At 41.2% G+C, this 19,203-nt stretch carries 16 protein-coding genes; 9 read left to right on the plus strand and 7 right to left on the minus strand.

Annotated elements, in window-relative coordinates; genetic code table 11:
* Positions 1–102: 102 nt before the first annotated feature.
* The gene (locus V7K84_RS31235) at positions 103–879 is read left to right on the plus strand and encodes a Uma2 family endonuclease (RefSeq protein ID WP_334843984.1); all 777 of its coding nucleotides are present in this window, start codon (positions 103–105) and stop codon (positions 877–879) included.
* 213 nt (positions 880–1,092) lie between these two features.
* Here V7K84_RS31235 and ligA read toward each other — a convergent pair whose 3' ends face one another.
* The 5 genes from ligA to V7K84_RS31260 form a co-directional block, all read right to left on the minus strand.
* Positions 1,093–3,135 carry an NAD-dependent DNA ligase LigA gene (gene ligA / locus V7K84_RS31240; protein ID WP_334843986.1) on the minus strand — a complete coding sequence of 681 codons (2,043 nt, stop codon included), beginning with the start codon at positions 3,133–3,135 and terminating at the stop codon, positions 1,093–1,095.
* 87 nt (positions 3,136–3,222) lie between these two features.
* Positions 3,223–3,396: a hypothetical protein gene (locus tag V7K84_RS31245; protein ID WP_334843987.1), complete on the minus strand. Its 174-nt coding sequence runs from the start codon at positions 3,394–3,396 to the stop codon at positions 3,223–3,225.
* A 95-nt stretch (positions 3,397–3,491) separates the two neighbouring features.
* Positions 3,492–5,783 (minus strand): 1,4-alpha-glucan branching enzyme, encoded by a 2,292-nt coding sequence (glgB, locus tag V7K84_RS31250; RefSeq protein WP_334843988.1) that lies wholly within the window; start codon positions 5,781–5,783, stop codon positions 3,492–3,494.
* A 311-nt stretch (positions 5,784–6,094) separates the two neighbouring features.
* Entirely contained in the window at positions 6,095–6,427 is a 333-nt protein-coding gene (locus V7K84_RS31255) for a hypothetical protein (RefSeq protein ID WP_334843990.1), read from the minus strand.
* 514 nt (positions 6,428–6,941) lie between these two features.
* Positions 6,942–7,142: a hypothetical protein gene (locus tag V7K84_RS31260; protein ID WP_334843992.1), complete on the minus strand. Its 201-nt coding sequence runs from the start codon at positions 7,140–7,142 to the stop codon at positions 6,942–6,944.
* Between the two features lie 493 nt (positions 7,143–7,635).
* Between V7K84_RS31260 and V7K84_RS31265 the strand changes: the two genes are divergently transcribed.
* From V7K84_RS31265 to V7K84_RS31280, 4 genes are all read left to right on the plus strand, one after another.
* Positions 7,636–8,316, plus strand: coding sequence for a hypothetical protein (locus V7K84_RS31265; protein WP_334843993.1), 681 nt, complete (start codon positions 7,636–7,638; stop codon positions 8,314–8,316).
* A 96-nt stretch (positions 8,317–8,412) separates the two neighbouring features.
* On the plus strand, positions 8,413–10,257 hold the full coding sequence (locus V7K84_RS31270; protein WP_334843996.1) for a peptidoglycan D,D-transpeptidase FtsI family protein: 1,845 nt from the start codon (positions 8,413–8,415) through the stop codon (positions 10,255–10,257).
* A gap of 228 nt (positions 10,258–10,485) precedes the next feature.
* Positions 10,486–11,583 (plus strand): iron-containing redox enzyme family protein, encoded by a 1,098-nt coding sequence (locus V7K84_RS31275; RefSeq protein ID WP_334843998.1) that lies wholly within the window; start codon positions 10,486–10,488, stop codon positions 11,581–11,583.
* A 217-nt stretch (positions 11,584–11,800) separates the two neighbouring features.
* A complete protein-coding gene (locus V7K84_RS31280; protein ID WP_334844000.1) occupies positions 11,801–12,496 on the plus strand; it encodes a class I SAM-dependent methyltransferase in 696 nt (231 codons plus the stop codon).
* Positions 12,497–12,648: 152 nt separating this feature from the next.
* On the opposite strand, the gene V7K84_RS31285 is transcribed toward V7K84_RS31280, so the two are convergent.
* Together V7K84_RS31285 and V7K84_RS31290 are read right to left on the minus strand one after the other, a co-directional pair.
* Positions 12,649–13,824 (minus strand): DUF3466 family protein, encoded by a 1,176-nt coding sequence (locus tag V7K84_RS31285; RefSeq protein WP_334844001.1) that lies wholly within the window; start codon positions 13,822–13,824, stop codon positions 12,649–12,651.
* Between the two features lie 35 nt (positions 13,825–13,859).
* Entirely contained in the window at positions 13,860–14,882 is a 1,023-nt protein-coding gene (locus V7K84_RS31290; protein WP_334844002.1) for a glycerophosphodiester phosphodiesterase, read from the minus strand.
* A 531-nt stretch (positions 14,883–15,413) separates the two neighbouring features.
* Here V7K84_RS31290 and ovoA point away from each other — a divergent pair.
* From ovoA to V7K84_RS31310, 4 genes are all read left to right on the plus strand, one after another.
* The gene (gene ovoA / locus V7K84_RS31295) at positions 15,414–16,751 is read left to right on the plus strand and encodes a 5-histidylcysteine sulfoxide synthase (RefSeq protein ID WP_334844003.1); all 1,338 of its coding nucleotides are present in this window, start codon (positions 15,414–15,416) and stop codon (positions 16,749–16,751) included.
* Between the two features lie 38 nt (positions 16,752–16,789).
* Entirely contained in the window at positions 16,790–17,641 is an 852-nt protein-coding gene (locus V7K84_RS31300) for a sterol desaturase family protein (protein WP_334844005.1), read from the plus strand.
* Between the two features lie 377 nt (positions 17,642–18,018).
* A complete protein-coding gene (locus tag V7K84_RS31305) occupies positions 18,019–18,159 on the plus strand; it encodes a hypothetical protein (protein ID WP_334844007.1) in 141 nt (46 codons plus the stop codon).
* Positions 18,159–19,040, plus strand: coding sequence for a DMT family transporter (locus tag V7K84_RS31310; protein WP_334844009.1), 882 nt, complete (start codon positions 18,159–18,161; stop codon positions 19,038–19,040). Before V7K84_RS31305 ends, V7K84_RS31310 begins: the two co-directional genes overlap by 1 nt.
* Positions 19,041–19,203 lie beyond the last annotated feature (163 nt).

The following is a 19,203-nucleotide window of genomic DNA, read 5'->3' on the forward strand; positions in this document are numbered from 1 at the left end:
AATTTTGGGTTTCCTAGTTACATAGAGGGGCAGGTTTTCTGCCCCTTTTTTTGCTCATAGTATCGCCTGCGATAAGATCGAGAATAAATTCATGCTGTGTTTATGGCAACCCAACTCAGCCAAGCCAAATCACCAACAGAACTGGTAATCTCTTGGGAAGCCTTGCCCAAAGATTTTCAACTAGAGGATGAACCAGTGGAGAATACCGGTCAGCCACTTTTGGCTGGTGCTTTGCGTGAAAGCCTAGAAATCAGTGGATTCATTCAACCCCAAATGTTGATAGCTTCAAACTTTGGTCTTTGTGCGACAGTCAACGAGCAATTTATTGCCAAAGCACCAGACTGGGTTTATGTGCCGTCGGTTAATGAAGTGGTAGCTAACCGCAAAAGTTATACACCCAATTTAGAAGGAGATATCCCTGCGATCGCTATCGAATTTTTATCCGATACTGAGGGCGGAGAATATTCAGTCAAGCGAACTTATCCACCAGGAAAATGGTTTTTCTACGAGCAAATTTTGCAGATTCCCATTTACATAATTTTTGAACCTTATGGCGGTTTATTAGAATATTATCAACTGGAAAATAAGCGCTATGAGTTAAAGCAACCTGACGAAAATGGTCGTCATTGGATTGATGTAATGGGCTTATTTTTAGGAACTTGGCAAGGAACAAAAGAAGGTCGCACTGGTTATTGGTTGCGCTGGTGGGATCGAGATGGTAATTTATTACCGTGGGCTGTAGAACAGATTGAACAAGAACGCCAACGCGCCGAACAAGAACGCCAACGTGCTGAACAAGAATGCCAGCAAAAAGAACGACTGATTGCTTATTTGCAATCTCAGGGTATTGACCCGAATAACTTGCCCCCGTTTGAGTAGATAATATCATGTCCGCTTAATCACTTATGATATGTTATTGCGATTACTTCACTCCGCTATCGCTGCGTTCGTAATGACAAGTATTTAGTCGGACATGATATGATTGGTCTTTCAAGACGCGATAAATCGCGTCTCTACATCAGGATTTTGGGCTTAGATAAACTGCATTGTGCTATAGAAATCTTAAATTATTTGCAGAATAGATACCTTGTTTCAACCTTCAACCATCTCTAAAAATTGCGCCTCATTTAACTGCATAATTCCCAAAGAAAGAGCTTTTTCTAACTTGGAACCGGCATCTTCTCCTAAAAGTAAATAATCTGTTTTTTTACTAACTGAATCAGTCACTTTCCCCCCAGCTTTTTGAATTAAAGCCTTCGCTTCATCCCGCTTTAAGGTTGGCAATGTTCCCGTAATTACAAAAGTTTTACCTGCAAATTTTTGATTACCATCCCCAACTATTTTTGTTTCCTCGGTAGCAGTTAATTGCAATCCTTCTGCTTGTAGGCGTTCTATTAACCTTTGGTTAGCATCAATCCGAAACCACTGATACACAGATTGGGCAATTTCAGCACCAATACCGTAAATGCCTTCAATATCTGATTGCTTTGCCGTAGCTAACTGCTCTACAGCGAAATATTTCTGAGTCAACAATTGGGCATTTACACTGCCAACGTGACGGATGCCTAAACCATACAATACCCTTGACCAAGGTTGATTTTTTGATTGAGCGATCGCATCTATCAACTTGTCTGCCGACTTTTTCCCCATCCTCTCCAATTCACACAATTTGCTTTCGCTTTCTGTCAACTTATACAAATCAGCGACGGAACGCACCAAACCTTTATCAACGAGTTGATGCACACATTTTTCGCCTAAACCTTTAATATTTAGGGCATCACGACTTACCCAATGTTCAATGGAACCTTTGAGAATCGCCGCACAGGAAGCATTGACGCACCGAGTCACCGCCTCACCTGATTCTCGCACCACCAATTGGCCGCAGACTGGGCAATGGGTGGGCATAACGAAGGGTTCGGTGTCAGCAGGACGGAGTTCTTTGATTACCCTCAGCACTTCTGGAATGATTTCCCCAGCTTTGCGGACAATGACAGTATCGCCAATGCGGATATCTAATTGAGTAATGCGATCGCTATTATGTAAAGTTGCACGAGAAACTGTTGTCCCTGCCAGTTGCACCGGGCGCATCTCTGCTAATGGCGTTAACGCCCCTGTTCTGCCAACATTTACAGCAATATTTTCCACACGGGTAGGTGCTTCTTCGGCTGCGTACTTCAAAGCGATCGCCCATCGGGGAAATTTTTGCGTAAACCCTAACTGTTCCTGAAGTTTAAAAGAATTCAGCTTCACCACTACCCCATCAGTCATGTAGGGTAAATTCAGCCGTTCCGTATCCCAATATTCATAATATTTTGCCACTTCTGCGATCGAAGCACAGAGTTTGTGGTTAGGGTTGACTCGAAAACCCATCTTTTCCAATAACTCCAACGCTTCCCATTGGGTATTGGCAATACTGGTGTCATCTCTACCAGGAATGTGCAGCGTGTAGCCAAAGAAATCTAACCGCCGTTTAGCGACAATCCGGGAGTCTAGTTGCCTGAGTGTACCAGCTGCGGCATTACGGGGATTAGCAAATAATTGTTCGCTGGCTTTTTGCCTTTCCTCGTTAATTTGTTTAAACACTTCCAACGGCAAAAACGCCTCACCTCGCACTTCTACCCTTTCGAGAATTTCTAACCCTTCAAAATTCAAACGTAAGGGAATTGAGCGAATTGTCCGTACATTTTGGGTGATATCTTCACCCGTCACCCCATCACCTCTAGTTGTGCCTCTAACTAGAATGCCATTTTGGTAAGTTAGAGCCAAAGCAGAACCATCAATTTTCAGTTCAGTGACATATTCCACTGAATCTATTTTCGGTACTTGTCGCCGCCAACGCTGATCCCATGCTTGCAACTCATCAATATTGAATGCATTCTCCAGACTGTACAAGGGGATATTGTGCCGCACCGAGGTAAACTGTGTTGCCGGTCTCTCACCAACCCGCTGAGTCGGACTATCGGGTGCTGTCAATTCTGGATATTGAGTTTCTAGTTGTTGCAATTCTCGATATAGCTGGTCATAGACTGCATCCTCCATGATTGGAGCATCTAGGACGTAATAAGCGAAGCTTGCTTGTTGTAATAACTGGCGCAATTCTTCTGTGCGCTTTACTTCAGGCTTAATCTGTGTCATAGAATTATTATAAAATATCTAGGATTAGGGCTAACAAATCATACATTTGTACTATACAAAATTTTAGCTTTTGAGCCATATCCCCCGCTACCCAATACTTGCATAGGGCGATCGCATCGCAAACTCAGTAGTAAGCTTCCCCTGAGTACTAAGTATAATTCTACGGGTAAAAAATTTAGAGCGATCGCGAGTCAATAAATCACTATATAAAAGAATGTAGAGACGTAGCAATGCTACGGCTCTACAAAGGTAATAACGCATATTTAATTTCACCAGAGTCTATTAGAGAACTGGGTTGAGTAGCTGTGAATAGGCGAAACTATCTTTAGGATGGGGCATCGCCCCACCCCAAATTGTTATCCAATTACCTCAGCAGTCTTCTTCTTATCCAACTTGAGAATCAACACACCCAAAGGTGGCAAACATAAATCCAGCGAATAAGGACGACTGTGCAAAGACCAATCATCCGTCCATTTACCACCTAAGTTGCCCATATTGCTGCCGCCATACTGACGCGCATCACTATTGAACAACTCGGTATAAAATCCCTTTTGCGGTACACCGATGCGGTAGTGAGAATGGGGTTGCGGTGTAAAATTGCAAACCACGATCGCAAAATCATCAGAATCCTTGTCACGACGCATGAAGGCAACTACACTATGGCGGTTATCGCTACAGTCAATCCACTCAAATCCCGGTTCCGCAAAATCCTGGGTGTACAAAACTGGTTCAGAACGGTAAAGATAATTCAAATCGTGGAAAAACGTTTTTAACTGTTGGTGGGCTTCATGCTGCAATAAATGCCACTCCAAATCTGTCCAATCATTCCACTCACTCCACTGCCCAAACTCCATGCTCATAAACATGGTTTTCTTGCCTGGGTGAGCAAACATATAGGTAAATAAACAACGGACATTAGCTAACTTCTGCCATGTATCCCCCGGCATTTTGCCGATGATATTGCTCTTGCCATGTACCACTTCATCGTGGGACAAGGCCAGCATGAAGTTCTCACTGTGGTTGTACCACATACTAAAAGTGATATTGTTTTGGTGGAACTGGCGGAACCAAGGGTCCATGCTGAAGTAATCCAGCATATCGTGCATCCAGCCCATATCCCACTTCAAGTTAAAGCCCAGTCCGCCTGTGTAGGTAGGCCAAGATACCATTGGCCAAGAAGTAGATTCTTCCGCAATTGAGAGAATACCGGGGAAATAGCTAAAGATAATGTGATTTACCTGACGCAGAAAATCTGCTGCTTCTAGATTTTCTCTGCCGCCGTACTGGTTGGGCAACCATTCTCCTGGTTCGCGGCAATAATCGTTATAGAGCATTGAAGCAACAGCATCGACACGAATCCCGTCAATGTGGTATTTGTCGAACCAAAAGAGAGCATTTGCTGCTAAGAAATTACTGACTTCATGGCGACCGTAATTGAACACCAAAGTACCCCATCCTTTGTGTTCGCCTTTGCGAGGATCGGCGTGTTCATATAAGTGGCTACCATCAAAGAAAGCTAAACCATGTCCATCTTTAGGGAAGTGACCGGGAACCCAATCCACAATTACCCCGATATCATTTTCGTGACATTTGTCAACAAAATACATGAAATCTTCAGGTCTGCCGAAACGCGAGGTAGGGGCGTAGTAACCAGTTACTTGATAACCCCAAGAACCATCAAAGGGATGCTCCGCAATGGGCAGCATTTCTATGTGGGTGTATCCTAATTCTTTGACATAAGGAATGAGTCGGTCAGCCAGTTCCCGGTAGGTAAGGAAGCGTGCGCCCGGCTTTAGTCCAGAAACGACAACTACTGGTTCAGTTTCACCATTGGGAAGTTTAGCTGGTTCTGCACTTGAAGCGTGTAACCAAGAGCCTAAATGCACTTCGTAAACTGAAATTGGCTGAGTTAGGGGTTCAGTGCGACGCCGCTTTTGCATCCAGTCTTCATCACTCCAACTGTAAGCATCTAAATCAGTGACAATGGATGCCGTTTTCGGGCGAACTTCTTGCTGGAAACCGTAGGGATCGGATTTTTCGTAAATGTGCCCTTCAAAATTTTTGATTTCATATTTGTAATGCTCTCCCACACCAATTTCAGGAATAAACAACTCCCAAACTCCAGTGGGGCCTTTACGCATCTGGTTTTTACGTCCATCCCAGAGATTAAAATCTCCCAGCAATGAAACGTTGCGAGCATTGGGTGCCCAAACGGCAAAATAAACGCCTTTAACGCCCCCTATTACCGTGGGGTGCGCTCCCAGTTTTTCGTATATTCGGTGATGGTTGCCTTCACTAAACAAATGCAAGTCAAAATCTGTCAAGTTGGGAGAACGGAAAGCGTAAGGGTCATAGATGACACGCTCATGTTCTCCTTCTTTAATCCGTAACTGGTAGTTTGCCAGTTCGGCAGTTTCAATGGTGCATTCAAAAAAGTGAGGATCGTGCACCGTTTGCATTGGGTATTCTTTACGTTGTTCGGGAAGAACGACCCATGCTGCACTTGCATTTGGTAAGTAGGCCCGTACAGCCCAGACAGTTTTGCCGTCTTGCTCTATAGGATGAGAACCTAGTATTTCAAAGGGATCGTTATGCTGATTCCAAACGATGCTGTTAACCTGTTCAGGGGCGATCGTGGTCATGGACATGAAGCTACCTAAGTGAAATAATGTGATTGACTAAATCTACTTTTTTAATATCTATATATATTCTTTACATTTATTTGCAATTTTGTCGCCACCGTTATCCTACATCAGAATGGGGTATTGAGCATGAGGCGTTGGGCATAGGGCAAAACAGTTCTGGGTTCCGAGTGGTGAGTAGGGAATCTTACTTCTTTACTCAGACTCAGCACGGGCCAAACCCTAACTATCCGCTAACATAACTGGGCACTATTGAGAGGTATTGGGCAGAGGATGAATGACAAATGACAAATGACAAATAACTAATGACTAATGTATCAAAAATTTAAAAATGGGAAAAACTGGAGTAAGGTTTTACGTATCCGAAGCAAGAAAATCTGTTCTCGAATTTTGGGGTCTAGTTTTGGTGGCGGGACTTCTTGTAGCTGGGCTTGCAATTGGATATACTCGGCAGCTGTTAGGAGTCTTCCATCAATAGGCGATCGCGCTTCTATAATAATCTTTGTCCGTAATATTTCTTCTGGGGTATCTTCTGGTGGCGGTAATGCTATTGCTGCCGATCTCCAATAGCTACTTAAAACAATCGAAGTTACAGTAATTACAATTAAGCTCAGTAATTTTATAGCTTTTCTCGTTTTAACTCTCCTCATCTCCTGAACTACCTTCACAACGCAGGATGAAAATCTGTTTTTCCCATGCCCAAATTTTCCCAATAAAAATCTGGCAACATCAAGGGAGATTACCAAGTCTTTCCTGATACGGAATAGACTACAGGAATGCTCAAGAGCAATTGCCAGCGATCGCGATAAATTATTTTACCCTCTCAAAACTCAGTAGTATAAGCAATTTAAAATTCCAAACGAGGGAAGTATCTGCCTACAAAATAGCTTATATTCACTCGACTCTCTTGGACTGGGAACAAGGTTTGAGCGTGGGGGAATTTCAGGAGGACACTTGGTAGAGGACATAATCCTCTTTACCAGTGTCCTCTACTTGCTGCCCTACATAGTTGATATTTGAGCAAACTCTACGCTCTGATAAACCATCATAAAAATGAGGTTTTTTCGTGAACCCAATTAATTCGAGCGATATTTCGAGCTATGTAGTGAGTAATGCTGTCACTAAGTAGTTCTGGGCGCGATTTAAACTAAAGTTTAAGATGCCTTATTTAGGAGTCGCTGCGGGAGTTGTTGCGGGAGTAGCTGCGGGGGTAGCAGCAGGAGTAGTTTTAACAGCAGGTGCGTCAGTTGGTTCACCTGTAGCAGCTGGAGTAGCAGTACCAGCACCATCACCACCACCTTCACAGGCTCCAAGAATTGCAGCCAGACTTAACATTAAAGCAAAACCAAAGATTTTTGTTTTCATAACTCCTCTTTCACCAATTGTGGCTAGAACAATTTTTCGCCTGTTGAATACGATACCGTATTTATTGCTTTTTTTAAATTCTGCGAGATTACATACTTAAAAAAAACAATCCTTTGGGGTATTGTTTTTGGAATTACGTATCCTGATTAGTTTCTCTTAACTCAGGAGCAAAACAAAAAATACCAACTTATTTAGCAAACGGAGCTATGATAGCAAAAAATTTTATTTTTTTCACAGAGTATTGCATCTTGCTACGTGACGTTGCCATACTTTAGGTGCGATACCTAAAGGGTAAGCTGTCCAGTTTCTAATCGCTGATTGCAAACATTGCATATCTAGGGGATGCAAACATTGATACAGTTACCTATCAGAAAAGTTAAAAGGGTATAGTCTGTTATGTGTGCTGGTTGCACAGAAGGTGATTTTAACCTGAGCAAAAACAGACAATCAATCTAAAGTGCAGTATTCTCCATCTAAAAAAATTTAAAAATTTATGGTAGTTGCTCGTAAATCTACTGTTTCTACAAGGGGTAATTGGTTCCGGCGAGACTCTATCCTTTCTTTAGGAAGGCGACGCTCTGCGCCTATGGAGTCAGCAGCACAGAGCGCTTTCACACCAGTATCCTCTCAAAAACACCAGCGTTCCTCAAAAAAATTAGCGGTTTCTCCCACAAATGAGGCAGTTATAGCCAAATCAGGCAAACAGTTGGGTAGACAACAATTACCAAATCTCAATGAGCAGTTGAATGGGAACCAAAAGACTCTGGGGGTAGGTTTTCTTGGGCTTCCCACAATGCCTAATTCTGGAACTGCACCTTTGTGGTTGCTGCGCTTGTATACCTTTCATCGTTATTCGTCAGTTGTGGCGTTCTTGTTAGTAGCATCGACACTTGCTGTTTATGCTTGGACAGTCTATTCTCAAGAGCTTTGGGGTCAGTCATATCGCAGACTGCAAAACCTCCAACGTCATGAACGGCTGCTAACGACAACCAACGCGACGCTGAAAAATAAAATGGCTAATGAAGCAGAACAACCAACAGCAGGGCTGGTATCGCCAACTCCTGAAAGAATGATTTTTTTGCCTCCAGCATCTCAGAGTCCTAAGTCAGCATCGCCCAACACAACGCCAAATTCTGAAACGCAACCGCAAACACTCTCGCCACTGGGATACTAATCTCTAAGAGTCATTTGTCATTTGTCATTAGTCATTAGGAATGAGACTTCTGGTTAATCACAAAAGGCAACAGACAAAGGACAAAGGACAAACCCAATGCAGAAGTCACCAAAGAAAACTAAATTCAGAAAGTTTCAGAATTCAAAATTTACAGGGCGACACGAGAACAAGGGTGATAAACGAGGACTTTTGGGAAAATTAGCCTCTAGTATACAAGACCAAACATCCAACACTAAGTCCCGACTGTTCATTGTTTGGGGCGTATTAATGGCATCAGGGTTGGGGTTGACTATTAACTTGTATAATCTCCAAATTGTCAAGGGGCCAAAGTTAACCGAGTATGCACGCAACCAGCAAATGGTGAGTGTGCGACCTTTTATGCCCCGTCGCCCAGTGGTAGATCGCAATAGCGATTTGTTGGCTATTGACCGTCCTGTATATACTTTGTACGCTCATCCCAAGCTGTTTGATAAGTCTAATGAAGATATGGCAGAGCGACTTGCGCCAATTTTGGCAAAAGATACTGCTGAATTGGTGAAAACTTTTCAAAGCAAAAGAAGCGGAATTATCCTTGCGCCAGCCTTACCAGAAGAAATTATCGATCGCGTCATCTCTTTGCGCTTAAATGGCCTGGAGTGGAATCAAAAATACTCCCGATTTTACCCGCCAGACGATTTGGTTGCTGATGTGGTGGGCTATGTGAATGTTGACCGCCGCGGTCAAGCTGGTGTGGAATACTCTCAAGAGAAGTTGCTAGAACGTCCCGTGCAAACGGTGCGGCTCAGTCGGTCGGGAAATGGCGTCTTGATGCCGGATCGGGCGCCCGAAGGTTTTTTGCATTTTGACGATTTGCGATTACAACTCACTATCGATAGCCGTCTACAACGAATTGCTCGGATTGCGCTCAAACAACAGATGGAGAAGTTTGACGCCAAACGTGGAGCGGTAATTGTCATGGATGCATTGGATGGTTCTTTACTCGCCCTCGTTTCTCAGCCTACTTATAATCCTAATGAATATGCTAAATCTGATATTTCACTATTTAAAAACTGGACAGTAGCGGATCTTTATGAACCGGGATCGACTTTTAAGCCTTTGAATGTGGCGATCGCTCTGGAAAATGGCATCATCAAACCAGATGATATGTTTAATGACTCCGGTTCGATTCGAGTCGCTAATTACACCATCAAAAATGCGATGAATAATGGTAATGGGCGAATCAGCATCGCTCAGATTTTGCAATATTCTAGCAATATTGGCATGGTGCAAATTATCCAACGCTTAAAGCCTTCAATTTACTACAACTGGTTAGAACGCTTAGGGCTAGGACAAAAAGTTGATACAGATTTACCTTTTGAAGTCGGCGGAAGGCTCAAAAGTCAAGAAGAATTTATCGCTTCGCCAATTGAAGCAGCTACTACTTCCTTTGGACAAGGCTTTTCCATGACACCGTTACAGCTAGTGCAAATGCACGGTGCTTTAGCTAATGGCGGTAAGTTAGTTACACCCCATGTAGTTCGCGGGTTGATTGATAGCAAAGGGCAGATGCATGATTCACCCACTCACACCATCCCCCGGCAAATTTTTTCAACCGCAACAACTCAAAAGGTTGTGGAAATGATGGAAACTGTTGTTACTGAAGGTAGCGGTAAGCCGGCACAAATTCCGGGATATCGCATTGCTGGTAAAACTGGTACAGCCCAAAAAGCTAGTCCCAATGGGGGATACATCAAGGGTGCGAGAATGACCAGTTTCGTGGCTATTTTACCCGTGGAATCTCCTCGCTATGTAGTGTTTGCACTGGTGGATGAGCCAAAAGGAGAAAGTGCTTATGGTTCTACTGTCGCCGCGCCAATCGTGAAGTCGGTGATCGAAGCACTGATTCCTCTTGAGCAGATTCCGCCCAGTAAGGCAATTGAGGAACAGAAGGGAGTGCCGTAGTGGGGGCGGGGGAGCAGGGGAGCAGGGGAGCAGGGGAGCAGGGGAGCAGGGGAGAAGTTGCAGTAAGTCTTTCCCCTCTGCCCCTCTTCCCCTCTTCCCATTCCCCATTCCTTAGAAACTTAATTTTTCTTTATAACCAGGGAAAGAGGTACAGAAAGCTACTGGTGTGGAAACCTAGATATTAGAGGTGAAAATAATTTCTCACTTTTCCAAAGTACCGAAGATTCCATGCAAAGCAATTTAGTTATATTTCCTAAGACTGAGCCTGCGAAAAATAGCACGCAAACTAAAGAAAGAACAATTACTAAGTACGAACGTGCTGAGGAGCAATTTATAGAATTGCTCGCAATGGAGGATTTGGATAATAAATTGAATGCAAAACCTTCAATAGCTAGTGAGTTTGAACAGTCACTCTCTATGGCAATTGAGGGTGCTTATAAAAACGATCGCTCCGATGAACAGGCTCACCGTTTTCTGCAACGGATACTTTATCGAATCAATCGGCTAAAGCTGTTCTGGTACGATGATTTGCAGCATTATAACAATGAGCGATCGCTGTATTTGCACTCTTGCCGTGACAAAATTGAAGCTGCTTGGCAACAGTGGGAATTGGCACAAATCGATGTGGCTGCACTGCAACAATTGGATGTCAAACAAGCTTTAATTGAGCGTGCATCTGCTGATTTAAATCCGCCTTTGTCGGAGAATAGCCGCTACATTCGTGAAGAAATGACTGAAGCTGGCTATCGTCACTTGCTAGCGATCGGCTCCTTTGATGGTTTGGTTGAAGGCAGTCGTCTTTGCTACGTATTGGGTGGTGCTGCTAATGAAATCCAGTGTACGCTGGTGCGAGTACTACTAGAAGAGTACGGCAATGGTCGTTTAGCCCGCAAGCACTCGACATTTTTTGCTCAAATGTTGGCTGAGTTTGGAATGAACACTGAACCGGAAGGATACTTCGATTTAGTGCCTTGGGAAGTCTTAGCTTGCGATAATCATAACTTTCTAACTACCGATCGCAAACGCTATTTCCTACGTTACAGTGGCGCGTTGACATATTTTGAAGTGGCTGGCCCTGCGGCTTATAAAAACTATCTGGCGGCGGCCCAACGATTGGAACTATCAGAGGCGGCGATGGGTTATTGGGAACTACACATTAAGGAAGATGAACGGCACGGTCGTTGGATGTTAGATGATGTAGCTTTGTCTTTGGCAGAACGATATCCCAATGATGCGTGGGAACTGCTGCTTGGGTATGACCAAGAGAAACAAATGGGCGATCGCGCCGCTGGTGCTGTTGTGCGATCGATACGCGAAGCGGAATAAGCCACTTTACTCCTATGAGCAATCCCAAAAATTATAAATAGCAGATTATTCTTAGCATTTTAATTTGACATTTTAAGTCATTTTATTGCTAATTTTCCTGCAAACAAATTTCTTTAGCAACCCTTTGCTAAAGGAACAGTTATTTATTTCCTGAATGCAAGGTAATAAATAACCTCTTAATAGATTGATTATACCTTACACTTTGAATTTTAGTCAAATGAAAGATATCTTTTTTTGTCCTGAAGAATCTAATTTCTACTCAAATTGCTTAGAAAGTTTTGTCCTCAGAAATTGTCAAAATTCTGAATCTATTGTGGAGTTTGGCTCAGGAGATGGCAGCCCTGTAATTAATTCGTTATTGAGAAATAAGTTTGATGGAGTCATCCAGGGATTTGAATTAAATACTTCTGCATGGAAAGTCGCCAATTCGACCATTGATGAATACAATCTCACTAATAAATACATCATTCACAATTCATCTTTGTTTAATTCTTCTCAACCCGAAGCCGAGTATCTTGTCGCTAATCCGCCCTATCTTCCCGCACCAGATAACGATATTTATATGCCACTTCTGTTTGGGGGTGTAGATGGAGCCACTGTTACCAATGAGCTTTTATCGCTAGATTATGAAAATGTGTTGGTTTTAATATCGAGCTTTTCTAATCCCATCAATACGTTGAACATAGCAAAACAAAATGGTTATTATGTTCAAAACTTCATGGTGTTACCTTTACAGTTTGGCTACTATAGCTCTGATCCCAAGGTAAAGAAGCACATCGAAAAACTCCAAAAAAATCAGATGGCATTTTATTCTGGCAATTATTATTTTTTAGCTGGAGTTTTATTCAAAAAATACCAGGAGTCTGCAATTGATTTATCTAATCAATTAGCTCAGGTGATGACTAGTTTGTGAAAATCAAGAACAACTTAAGTGATGTCATCCCTTGCCTAAAGTACAGATGTGTCTCGAAGCGTGGCTTAGAGACATATCCTCAAAGATTTTCAACGAGCATTTTTATAAATCCATATTCCCAAGTAATCATTTTGTCGCCTGAAGTTATTGCATTAACTTCTTTGTTGTATGGCTGCACTTTTAGAGTGAGGTTTGCGCTTAAGTGCTGTAAATAAAATTACACTAGCGCCGAACGACAAAATAGGAACACCTGAAGTTGGTTCAGCTATAGAAACAGATGAGATTGGTGTCAAGAGGAAGGCGTGTAATTCACCATTAACTGCACCACGACCGACAATTTGTCCATTATTATTAATGGCAGATGCCGCTGTTAAGGTAAAGCCACCCTTTGAACTAGGAGCAATCAGGTTATTTAAGTCGTACAGAGTCCGATCGCTATAAAGAAAAGCCCGCAAACCGTTGCCATCTGCGGCAAAAAAGTTATTGTTAGTACCAGAAAACCCGACTACTTGACCCAAATTATTGATTCCTAAACCAGCACTAAACAAATCTGTAGGATGTAACCTACCGAGGTCTTGGAGTCCTATGCTGGAACTGTACAGAAAAGCACGAGTATCATTTACGCCAGTAAGTCCCGAACTACCAACTACTTGTCCTGAGTCATTAATATCGTTTGCTTGACTGTATCTGTCACCAGGGAGGGTACCGAGATTAGTGATTATACCGTTGTTGGATAAAAAGGCTCGGCCGGAAGAGCCGAAAATCCCAACTACCTGACTTAAATTATTTATGCCATAGGCAACATAATTTTCTTTTAAATTATTGTTAATAATAGTCGTCGTACCATTGCTGTATAGGAAAGCGGCTCCGTTGGGAAAGGCAAGTTTTGGGAATATACCGCCACCACTTGTACCGCCAACTACCTCACCTGAGTCATTGATAGCATAAGGAATGCCTTTAAGACCTGTATTTTGCGTTGTTCCATCACTGTAAATAAAGACGTTATTATCACTGTCGGTCTTACCGATGGAATTACCAACTACTTGCCCCAAGTTATTGATACCAGTCACTGCAAGTACATTATCGCCAGGCAACGGACTAATTTTTTGGAGCGAACCATTACTGTAAAAAAAAGAACTGTCCAAAGAATTAATCGCTACTTCACCTGAGTCATTAATGTCTGTAGCATAACTGTAGGCTTCTCCTGTAAGATTGCCTAAGTCAGTAACTGAGTATAAAGATACCGCCAATGCCGACTTGGATGCAGTCAGACTGATTGCGGTGAAGGTTATTGCTGTTATACAGGATTTCCACTTAAGTAAAACCATGTTACCTTGCCGTGATTTTCTATTCCCCTACCAAATTACCACTGAACTGTAGGGTGGAAAGCTGCCGTATCTGGGTAGTCGCTAAATACGCCATCAACACCTAAGCTGAAAAATAGTTCATATTCGCCTTGGGGATTTCCTTGAAAATCCAGTGGCAAAAAACAGTCTTCATTGCGGAAAGTCCAGACATGAACCAGCAAACCAGCCGCATGAGCATCTATTACTAAAGATGTAGGCGATATCTGGCGACAAGCCGCTCCGCGTCTACGCAATTTACCATTGTTGTCTCTAGGAACCAGTAAATTTTTATGAATTCCAATCGCTTGTGCATATGTGGCAATTTCTTCTAAACCTGATGCTGTGACTAAATCTGTATAGGTGCGTTCGCAGCCGCTAACGACAAAATCATAAGGTTTACCACTGTTATTCAGCAATTGTACTAAAGGTAAATCAGTCTTTGTGGATAAATCTTGTAAATTACCTACTTCAAAAGACTGAATAAAAACAGGTGCGTTAGCTCCCTGATAACCGTTGGCTGTTAAAGTTGCAAGTAGGGGTGCTTCTAAGGCTAACCCAATAGATTGAAAGTAAGTTGGGTGCTTAGTTTCTGGGTAAATGCCAATTGTGCGATTAATTTCGCCACTTTTAACCTTGACTAAATCGATAATTTCTTGCAGTGTGGGGATTTCAAAAAGTCCATCATAGGTGGTATTTTGCGATCGCACTTGGGGAATTCGCTCTTTGGCTCGTAGTGTTTTCAGTTCTGTGAGGGTAAAGTCTTCAGTAAACCAGCCAGTTTTTGATTCGCCATCAATTATTTTAGTGGTTTGAAGATGAGCAAATTCTGCATGGCTTGCAACGTCGGTGGTTTCAGAAATCTCATTTTCGTGACGAGCAATTAAAATACCATCTTTGGTGGAAACTAAATCAGGTTCAATATAATCAGCCCCAAGTGCGATCGCTAATTCATAAGCAGCTAAAGTATGTTCTGGACGATAGCCGCTAGCACCTCGGTGTGCAATGATAATTGGAGATGTATCTTGCAAAGTTGTAGTCATTACTTTACTCACCTAAGTAGGACAACGTAAACAATTAAAGGTTTGTAGTGAGGGCTTTGCTACTCAACCTACAATTATTTTTCACTTAATTTTAAATAAATTAAGACAAATAAAACTCTCTTTAGATAGTTGTAATTTTTCATTAGTAATAGTTTCAAGAGTCTTTACATTTAATAATATAGTTATGTTCATTCACACTGAATGACTTGTTGGCTGATAATTTAATTATTCAAATCTACGGTGTTACTACACTAAATCGATAAAGTTTTAGTAATATTTAAAAAACTAATATCGAACAATAAGTATTGCTATTAAATAATAAATCTGTCATATTTAAGAATCTTATTTGATCCCTCCTTTAATCCTATTGTGTTTAACACATCCTATAGGATTAATATTTGTCTCTTCAAAAAACTCAGTATATATCTATTTTTTTCTTCCGTGTTCCTTACCTATGCAAGTAAATTCAGAAATTAAATCGGATTTATAGATAATTAATTTGTTTCATTGTTCAATAATAGGAATTAGATCGTGAATAGTCTACAATCTGCTCAACCTCCAAAACTTGATAGTTGTAACAACCAAGCGATCCTCAATTACTTTGAGAATGCTTGGCAACTGGAAGATATATTATTGAAAAGTCTAGTTGGGGAAGAGACATTCTATCTCAATCCTGACCCTTTGAGAAATCCTCTAATTTTTTACCTGGGACATTCGGCAATTTTCTACATCAATAAATTAATTCAGGTGGGGTTATTAGAAAAACGCCTCAATCCAGAGTATGAAATTTTGTTTGAAATTGGAGTAGATCCAGAAAAACCAGAAGAGTTGAATGCAGCGATCGCTCATCTGGAATGGCCGCAAGTTTCACAAACTTGGGAGTATCGAGAACAAGCATATTCCGTAATTTCCGAACTAATTAAGACAACCCCAATTACTCTGCCAATTCATCCCAATCATCCTCTTTGGGCTTTAATGATGGGGATTGAACACCAGCGTATTCACATTGAAACTTCTTCGATGTTAATTCGCCAATTACCAATTGAGAGAGTAAAACGTCCTCAAAATTGGCAATATGCTCCTTTTAATGGTTACACTTCTCAGAACCAAATGCTCGAAGTCGCTGGTGGAGTAGTAAAACTCGGAAAAGCCTTAGATGATTCGACTTATGGATGGGATATTGATTATGGCGATCGCACTGTTGAAGTTGCACCCTTTTTCGCCAGCAAATATTTGATTACTAATGGCGAATTTATCTATTTTGTCAAAGCTGGTGGTTGCGAAAATCAAGATTATTGGGATGAAGAATCTTGGAATTGGAAAACTCGATACAATATTCAATGTCCCAAATTTTGGTTACATGAAAATGGTAGCTACAAATATCGAGCCATGTTTGATGAAATTGACTTACCCCTAGATTGGCCTGTGGAAGTTAATCATTATGAAGCAATGGCTTATTGTCGTTGGCAAGGAAAAGATACTCGCTTGATGAGTGAAGCAGAATACCATTTAGCAACTTATGGTAATAGTTCATTAGATGATGTCGAAAATTATAATCTCAATTTAAAATTTGGCTCACCTAGCCCCGTTGGAATGTTAGAAACAGCCAAAAGTTCTTCGGGATTGTGCGATTTACGTGGGAATGTTTGGGAATGGTTGAGTAATAACTTAAACCCTCTTCCAGGATATCAACCTCATTTTCTTTATGAAGATAATTCTGCGATATTTTTTGATGATAAACATCAAATGATGTTAGGAGGATGTTGGATAACTAATGGTACAGAAGCTTTAAAATATTACCGCAACTGGTTCCGTCCCAATTTTTATCAACACGCTGGTTTTCGGATTGTTCAAGATATTAAAGATTAACAGAATATGCCTCAGTCACATACTATAAGGTTACAGAGATGCAAAAGCTTTTGAATTTCTGTTCTGAGATCGAATTCTATCTCAAGATCGCTATTAGTTGTACGATTGTTCAGCAGGTATTTTATTTGCTGTTAAACAATATTGAGATCGACTTGATAACGCAGGTGCTTTTGTACTGGCTCCTTGGTTCTATCTCATTTTATAGTATTGGCATTTTCATTGAAAAAGGAATTAAAAGCAACGATGTTTTAAGGGATAAGCTGACTGCAAGAGTCAAGACAGTTAAAAATCAACCATTTCCTTCTTTTACAGTCCAAGGCATCATTACAGGAGAAATTAAAGCTTTTCTATCAGCATTAATTATTCTATATCTAGCTCCAGAGGTTCATAGAGGAAATAGCTTACTCTTAAACTTTGGATGGTTCTTGATGAGAATAGTTGCTGCTGATTTCTGTTTTTATGTTGCTCATCGCCTCTTGCACACAAGATTCTTGCAGAAAATCCATCTTAAACATCATGAGTTTCGTGACTCATCAAGTTTTGTTGCTGGACACAAGAGTTTGGTCGAATATGTTATTGTTGCGATCGCTGATGTTTTGCCGATTTTTATATTTGGATATGACATCACTCAACTGTGTGCATGGAGCGTTATAGGCAATGCTTACAACTTAGAAGGTCATAGTACTTTGTCAATATTTTTTATTCCATCAGATTTCCACGATCTTCATCACACTTGCTTTAATGGAAACTATGGCATTCAGGGATTTTGGGACAGAATATTCAACACACTGAATCCTCCTACCAAGAAGCCGGGAATTATGTTTCCTGTGAGTTTTATCGAGCATATAACTATTCAGTCATCTATGAATAATGACACCGAAAAAATATAATTATTGTAAAGACGGCGATTCATCGCGTCTCTTGTCTTAACCGAACAGTATTGCCTCAAGGTTCTCATGCAGATATCTGGAGTTGAGCAATTACGGCATTATTAGCAGATTTAGGTAAATTAGGCAATCAACTAAGTTTTGTCTTTGGGATGCCTCTCAAAATGACAAAATAATGATATTATCAAACGCCCCGATCGAGATACTTCCTTACGTTTGGAATTATATTATCGCTACCCACCTAATGATAGGATTTTTTTACTACCGGATTTTAAATAATCATAAATTCTAAACATAACACAGTTAATGGTACAGTTTAGATTGGATTAATCTGAATTTACTTTACCTTTTAATTGCACTATGGAAAAAGATATGAAATTATGCTGACCGGATTAGTAGAACTTTGCCAACTAAAAATCCTAGATTCTAAAGTCACTAACAGGACAGAACAAAACCAAAATTATCTATGCGATCGCATTCTCTATGGATGTAAAGAAACATTATTCAATCAATTAGTTTGATGCCACCTGAAAATACCTTGCGTTTCAAAGGAATAATACTGCTTATTTTTGTAAATCTAAGCGGTGCTACAACTTTTCCATTGACTAAAGACATAGTTAGCAGCCTTTCACCAAGTGCATTGATTGCCAGCCGCTTTGTCATAGCCGCAGCAGTTTTTGCCCTAAATTTACGTAATATTAACGCAATTTTATTTCGTGATGGTACAGTACTAGGGCTTTTGCTTTTCTTTTTGTTAGCTATAGAAACAATTGCACTCAAGACCATACCAGCAAACCGGGCGGCATTCATTGTCAGTTTGAGCGCACTCATTGTCCCTCTGCTGGGATGGCTGAGTGGTAAGCGCGTACTGTTGAGAACTTTCCTAACCGCTGGAGTAGCTGTGATTGGTATTGGTATCATGTTTTGGGAAGGGGGAGAACTACGAATTGGCGATCTGTTGATGTTTGTTGATACTTTTATCTATGCAGCCTACCTAATTTTCCTAGAGCGAGTTGCACCCCGTCACCCCACCTTACCACTCACCAGTGTTCAACTTATGTTCGTTGCGGTGCTAGGGGTACTCTGGAATAACACGCAAATCTTTAACCAATTTGAGGTAATCCGCCAGCACTGGGGAGTGATTCTCTACTTAGGGCTGGTATCGACGGCTGCTGTCATCTGGTTTCAAACATTGGCACAGCAATGGGTTTCATCTGATGAAGCAGCCTTACTTTATACACTTGAGCCATTGTTCGCCACAATTTTCTCGTTTTCGCTACTTGGAGAACATTTGGGAATACGTGGTCTAATTGGCGCGATTCTTGTCTTATTTGCTCTGGTTCTAAGTCAAAGCCCTCAAAAGATTGAGCCAGAAGCAAAATTTGAGGTACAGAGTAGTTAAGTTAATCTGCATTTACAGTTGCATAAAAGTAGGGCTGGAGCCGCTTACTACAAACGAATCATTCTAGAAAAATGAATCAAGTTTAGCTTAACGGACAGTTAGCTAGAAAGTGAAATCTAATTAGGCCAAGTTTTAAACTTGGAAGCCGCAAGAAATTTAAACA

The organism is Nostoc sp. (assembly GCF_036917315.1).
In the GTDB taxonomy this organism is placed as follows: domain Bacteria; phylum Cyanobacteriota; class Cyanobacteriia; order Cyanobacteriales; family Nostocaceae; genus Nostoc.